The organism is Mesorhizobium sp. M7A.F.Ca.US.006.04.2.1, from assembly GCF_004022915.1.
Taxonomy (GTDB): Bacteria; Pseudomonadota; Alphaproteobacteria; order Rhizobiales; family Rhizobiaceae; genus Mesorhizobium; species Mesorhizobium ciceri.
The window spans coordinates 1-3720 of the sequence record NZ_RZQA01000659.1; the positions used below are offsets into that span (position 1 = coordinate 1).

At 63.4% G+C, this 3720-nt stretch carries 4 protein-coding genes; all 4 read left to right on the plus strand.

Annotated elements, in window-relative coordinates:
* The coding region (locus tag EN925_RS27475; RefSeq protein ID WP_164894425.1) for an ATPase, T2SS/T4P/T4SS family at positions 1-395 on the plus strand (395 nt) is incomplete at its 5' end.
* Positions 396-475: 80 nt separating this feature from the next.
* The gene (locus tag EN925_RS27480) at positions 476-739 is read left to right on the plus strand and encodes a TrbC/VirB2 family protein (protein ID WP_245461199.1); all 264 of its coding nucleotides are present in this window, start codon (positions 476-478) and stop codon (positions 737-739) included.
* The gene (locus tag EN925_RS27485) at positions 739-1002 is read left to right on the plus strand and encodes a VirB3 family type IV secretion system protein (RefSeq protein ID WP_127370619.1); all 264 of its coding nucleotides are present in this window, start codon (positions 739-741) and stop codon (positions 1000-1002) included. Before EN925_RS27480 ends, EN925_RS27485 begins: the two co-directional genes overlap by 1 nt.
* A 12-nt stretch (positions 1003-1014) precedes the next feature.
* Positions 1015-3564, plus strand: coding sequence for a conjugal transfer protein TrbE (gene trbE, locus EN925_RS27490; RefSeq protein ID WP_128337061.1), 2550 nt, complete (start codon positions 1015-1017; stop codon positions 3562-3564).
* The last annotated feature ends 156 nt before the right edge of the window (positions 3565-3720 follow it).

A 3720-nucleotide genomic window follows, 5' to 3' on the forward strand; every position in this document is an offset into this window, starting at 1 on the left:
CCCTGTCCGATCTGGTGAAGTCGTCGTTGCGGCTTCGCCCCGACCGCATCCCGATTGGCGAAGTGCGCGGCGCCGAGGCACTTGATCTGCTGAAAGCCTGGGGCACCGGCCACCCCGGCGGCATCGGCACCATCCATGCCAGTTCCGCCCTTGGCACACTGCGCCGTCTCGAGCAGCTCATTCAGGAGGCCGTCGTCGTGGTCCCACGCGCGCTCATTGCCGAAACCATCGACCTCATCGCGGTCCTTGCTGGCCGGGGCGCTGGGCGTCGCCTCGTGGAGATCGCCTGGGTGGAAGGGCTGGATCCCGACACCGGCGATTACCGCACGCTCGAAGCCAAGCTCGACAACCAAATCAATCGCCAATCCCCAATCCCTCATGGAGCTCCAGAATGAATCAGATCCGCTTCACGTCATCGTCCATCCGCAAGGTTCGTGCGGCGCTCCCAATCTCAGCAACGATTGCCGTCGCCGCGATGATGATCGCGCCTGCCCACGCCGCGGGCTCTTCCATGCCGTGGGAAGAACCGCTTCAGCAGATCCTCGAATCTGTCGAGGGACCGGTCGCCAAGATCGTGGCGGTGATCATCATCATCGTCACGGGCCTTTCGCTCGCCTTCGGGGACACGTCCGGAGGCTTCAGGCGCCTGATCCAGATCGTGTTCGGACTGTCGATCGCTTTCGCGGCGAGCTCGTTCTTCCTGTCGTTCTTCTCTTTCGGCGGCGGAGCGCTGATCTGATGGACGACGAAGTCCGCGGGTTTTTCGCACCCGTGCATCGAGCGCTCACCGAACCGATCCTGCTCGGCGGCGCGCCGCGTGCGGTCGCCATCGCAAACGGCACGCTGGCCGGTGCGGTCGGCCTGGGTTTGATGCTCTGGATCGTTGGCCTTGTCATCTGGGCGATCGGGCATTTCGCCGCCGCCTGGGCGGCCAAGCGCGATGCGCAGTTCGTCGACGTCGTTCGCCGGCACCTTCGCTATCCCGCGCATTTTGGATGCTGAGAGGCTTTTCTCATGATGAACCTCGCCGAATACCGTAGACGCCCGTCCAGTTTGGCCGACTACCTGCCCTGGGCGGCACTTGTTGCACCGGGCGTGGTGCTTAACAAGGATGGATCATTCCAGAGAACCGCCCGTTTTCGGGGCCCCGATCTTGACTCCGCTACGCCGGCCGAATTGGTCGGTACGACTGCGCGGCTGAACGGCGCGCTCCGCCGTCTCGGCTCTGGCTGGGCGATCTTCGTCGAAGCGCAGCGCAACCCGGCCACCGACTATCCTGACAGCCGGTTCCCCGATTCTGCATCTGCGCTTCTCGACATCGAACGGCGCGAGCAGTTCGAGAGCAGGAGCGGCCGAGGCCCGTTGCAGTGGAGCGGTCGCCAGCCGGACGGAGAGCTGTTCGAGACCAGCTATTTTCTCAGCATCGTCTGGCTGCCGCCGGCCGAGGACCTCTCGCGGATGGAGAGCTGGCTTTACGAAGGCCGGGAAAGGAGCGGCGTCGATCCCCGGGAACTGCTGAAGAGCTTTGTCGACCGTACCGACCGTGTGCTGGATCTGTTCGAAGGCTTTGTTCCAGAGGCTGCATGGCTCGCCGACGGCGAGACGCTGACCTATCTGCACTCGACGGTCTCGACCAGGCGTCATCGTGTCCGGGTTCCGGAAACACCGATGCATCTCGATGCACTTCTGGTCGACCAGCCGCTTGCCGGTGGACTGGAGCCGCGACTGGGCGACATCCACCTGCGCACGCTGACTATCATCGGGTTCCCGACCACTACCTTTCCGGGGGTCCTCGACGATCTCAATGCGCTTGCCTTCCCCTATCGCTGGTCGACGCGGGCGATCCTGCTCGACAAGAGCGATGCGACCAGGCTGCTGACGAAGATCCGCCGGCAGTGGTTCGCAAAGCGGAAGTCCGTCGCCGCGATCCTCAAGGAGGTGATGACCAACGAGGCATCCGTGCTGGTCGACACCGACGCGGCAAACAAGGCAGCCGATGCGGACGCGGCCCTGCAGGACCTCGGCTCCGACCAGATCGGACAGGCTTACGTCACGGCGACGCTCACTGTGTGGGATGCCGATCCGTCGATCGCGGACGAGAAACTCCGCCTGGTCGAGAAAGTCATCCAGGGGCGGGATTTCACATGCATCGCCGAGAGGATCAACGCCATCGAAGCCTGGCTCGGCAGCATTCCCGGCCATGTCTACGCGAACGTCCGCCAACCGCCACTATCGACGCTGAACCTCGCCCACATGATCCCGCTCTCGGCAGTCTGGGCGGGACCGGTTGAGGATGAGCATTTTCGCGCACCGCCGCTGTTCTTCGCCAGGACTGAAGGCGCGACGCCGTTCCGCTTCAGCCTTCATGTCGGCGATGTCGGTCACACCCTTGTCGTGGGTCCGACGGGCGCGGGCAAGTCGGTCGTGCTGGCACTTATGGCCCTGCAGTTCCGGCGCTACGGGAACAGCCAGATCTTTGCCTTCGATTTTGGTGGTTCGATCCGCGCGGCAATGCTCGCCATGGCGGGAGACTGGCATAATCTCGGCAGCAGTGCGTCGAACGGGCAGGGAGCGCACGATCCGCTTGCCCTTTTGACCCTGGCGGATCTGTCAGACGACATCGACACCATTTCGCTTCAGCCGCTTGGCCGCGTCCACCACGTTCCCGAACGCGCCTGGGCAGCCGACTGGCTTGTCGACATTCTTCTGCGCGAAGGCGTCCCCGTCACGCCGGAGGTGAAGGAACATCTCTGGTCAGCACTGACATCACTGGCCTCCGCCCCGGTTCAGGAACGAACTCTGACCGGCTTGACGGTGCTGCTGCAATCATCGTCGCTGAAGCAGGCGTTCCGGCCCTATTGCATCGGCGGTCCCTATGGACGGCTGCTCGATGCCGAGCACGAACGTCTTGGTGACACATCCGTACAGGCGTTCGAGACCGAAGGGCTGATCGGCACCGGTGCGGCACCGGCCGTGCTTGCCTATCTCTTTCACCGCATCGAACAGCGAATGGACGGCCGGCCGACACTGCTGATCATCGATGAGGGCTGGCTGGGCCTCGATGATGGCGGCTTTGCAGATCAGCTGCGCGAATGGCTGAAGACGCTGAGGAAGAAGAACGCTTCCGTTATCTTCGCCACGCAGTCGCTCTCCGACATCGACGGCAGCCTGATCGCGCCGGCCATCGTCGAAAGCTGTCCGACACGGCTGTTCCTGCCGAATGAGCGCGCGAGCGAGCCACAGATCACGGAGATATACCGGCGCTTCGGTCTCAACGATCGCCAGATCGAGATCGTCGCCCGAGCGATGCCCAAGCGCGACTACTACTGCCAGTCGCGGCGCGGGAACCGGCTGTTCGAATTAGGCCTCGGTCCGATCGCGCTGGCGCTTTGCGCTGCGTCCTCGAAGTCCGACCAGGCGGCGATTGATCGGATAATCGCTGAGGCAGGCCGAGACCATTTCCTCGAGGCCTGGCTTGCCGATCGGGGTCTTCCCTGGGCGGCCGACCTCATCCCCGATCTGACCAACGTCATCGACCAATCCGCAAAGGAGGTTTCTCCATGAAGTCCGTTCCTGCACGTCACCGCATCCGCCGCATAGCCGCCGCCGGTGCCCTTGTTGCCGCTGTTGCACTGTCAGCGCCACCGGCATCGGCGTTCATTGTTTTTGATCCCAGAAACTATGCCGAGAATTTGCTCGCGGCATCGCGAGCCCTTGAGC